The sequence below is a fragment of the Clostridium tarantellae genome, assembly GCF_009295725.1.
In the GTDB taxonomy this organism is placed as follows: Bacteria; Bacillota; Clostridia; order Clostridiales; family Clostridiaceae; genus Sarcina; species Sarcina tarantellae.
Map to the genome: position 1 here is coordinate 1 of NZ_WHJC01000420.1, position 2,208 is coordinate 2,208.

The 2,208-nt window shown below is 24.0% G+C and carries 2 protein-coding genes; both read left to right on the forward strand.

The window, feature by feature from the left end; all coding sequences use genetic code 11:
* Window positions 1-353 precede the first annotated feature (353 nt).
* On the forward strand, window positions 354-1,172 hold the full coding sequence (locus GBZ86_RS15185; protein WP_152892048.1) for an Rpn family recombination-promoting nuclease/putative transposase: 819 nt from the start codon (window positions 354-356) through the stop codon (window positions 1,170-1,172).
* Window positions 1,173-1,392: 220 nt separating this feature from the next.
* Window positions 1,393-2,163 (forward strand): hypothetical protein, encoded by a 771-nt coding sequence (locus GBZ86_RS15190; RefSeq protein WP_152892050.1) that lies wholly within the window; start codon window positions 1,393-1,395, stop codon window positions 2,161-2,163.
* Window positions 2,164-2,208 lie beyond the last annotated feature (45 nt).

Genomic DNA, 2,208 nt, shown 5'->3' on the forward strand with positions numbered 1-2,208 from the left:
TCCTAATATTACAGAATTAGATATATTATCAGAAAAAGATTTTATATATTTAGATAATTATAAGTTAGAACATAGAAAATTATATGAGATAGATATGAGAAAATTTCTTAGATATATATGGAAAAAATAGAAATCACATCATATTAAATAAAATAATTAAAAATTATAATTTGAGAAAAATATGGAGAAAATATGTTAAAAAATAAATTTCAACATATAGGGGCAATTCATTTACTATATTAAACTAATTATGTACAAGTTAATTTATTGCTTATAAATGAATAATTTTATATAATATTGATAATGAATCAAAGAAGAAATAAACTAGTAAGTAACAGTGAAGGAAACCAATAATGACAAAAACATTAAAAGAATTAAATTTAGAAGATGATTTTCTATTTGCAAAAGTAATGAGTGATAAAGAAATTTGTAAAGAGTTTTTGGAAAAGCTTCTCCAAATAGAAATTGAAAAGATAGAAATGCCTGAAAACCAAAAGACAATAGATTTGCTTTTAGAAAGCAAAGGTATTAGATTAGATATATATGTGAAAGATGAAAACAATACTGTATATAATGTAGAAATGCAACGTGGAAAGCACAGAAATCTTCCTAAAAGATTAAGATATTATCAAGGAAATATTGATTTAGACTTAATAAGCAAAGGTGACGATTATAGAAAACTTGCTAAAAGTTTTATTATATTTATATGTACTTTTGATTTATTTAATGCTGGAAGGCATAAGTATACTTTTGAAACTGTATGTGTTGAAGATCATACTATAAAATTAAAAGATGATACCAACAAAATCATTTTAAATACTACAGGTGTTATTAAAGATTTAAGTGATGAACTTATTGAATTTTTAAAGTATATAGAACATTCAGATGATAAAACAGCAGAAGAATCTACAGGAGAGTTAGTTAAAAACATTCATAAAAGAGTAATTGAAGTTAAGAATAATCCTAATGTGGAGGTGGAATTTATGACACTTTTAGAGCGTGATAGAGAAAAACTGGAAGAAGGTAGAGCTGAAGGAATAGAGGAAGGAAGAGAAGAAGGTATTGAACTTACTAAAAAAGTATTTAAGCTTCTAAGTAAAGGGGAATCAATAGCTAACATAGCAAAACTGTGCCATATCTCTGAAGAAAAGGTTAAAGAAATATTAGAATAAAATTTATTAATAAACAGAAGAGTGTCTACTAAGTAGGCACTTTTTATTTATAAAAATATAATTGCCATAAAATTTAAAATTATGATAATATTAGATGATTAATAATTAATTGCATAGCACAATGGGACTAACGTAGGAATAGATGAAAAAATAATAATTTACAAGGAATAAAAGCATGGCCTTTATATAAAAGATTTTATGAAATATTGGAGGTTAGTAAATGAATATTGATGATTCAATTATAAAAAGTTATTTAGAAGGAAAAGATGACTATAAAAGCTATTGGCTTTTTAAAAATATATTAGATAATGGAGAATATATTTTTGATAAACCTAAAAATGAGTATAAAGATAAAGTTAAAGAAATATGTGAAAAGATATATAGTAACTTAAATAATTTTAGTCCTTATAATACAGAATTATTTTCTAAGTTATTTCCAAAATGGAAAGACTTAATTAAGGATATAAATATTGTACTAGCTGTAGGCTGTCCATCATCTTATGATGCAATGGTTCGTGAATATAATGGAAAAGAATATATTATTTTAGATTTGATAAGATTTATGAGTTATGAGAAAAAAGACGAAGAAATTATAGCATTAATAGTAGCAATGATTACACATGAGTTTGCACATATTTGCATACATAGGGATTATCCTGTTGCTAAAGTTGGATATAAAAATAAACTGATATATATTACATTCGATGAAGGCTTTGCACATTTTTTATCCTTTACTAACAATATAGATACCTATAATTTTAATGATATCATACAATTACATTATGAGAATTCAGTAAAAAAATTGAGAATAGCATTATTTGAAACTAATAGACTAAAACAGGAAAAATATTTAGAAGAGTGTGACTGTGGTTACTATTGGAATAAGTTTGCAGCAATTAGTGGAAAACTTTATTTAGCTTCTAATATAAATTGTTTACATGATATATATAATCAGGGTCCATCTGTTATGGCATTAAATATAATAGAATAAAGTAAATAAAATAGATAAATATGAGTTAAAATAGAGGGATATAAA

Coding starts and splice junctions, on each gene's coding strand:
- GBZ86_RS15185 (WP_152892048.1), top strand. CDS start 354: ATGACAAAAACATTAAAAGAATTAAATTTAGAAGATGATTTTCTATTT.
- GBZ86_RS15190 (WP_152892050.1), top strand. CDS start 1,393: ATGAATATTGATGATTCAATTATAAAAAGTTATTTAGAAGGAAAAGAT.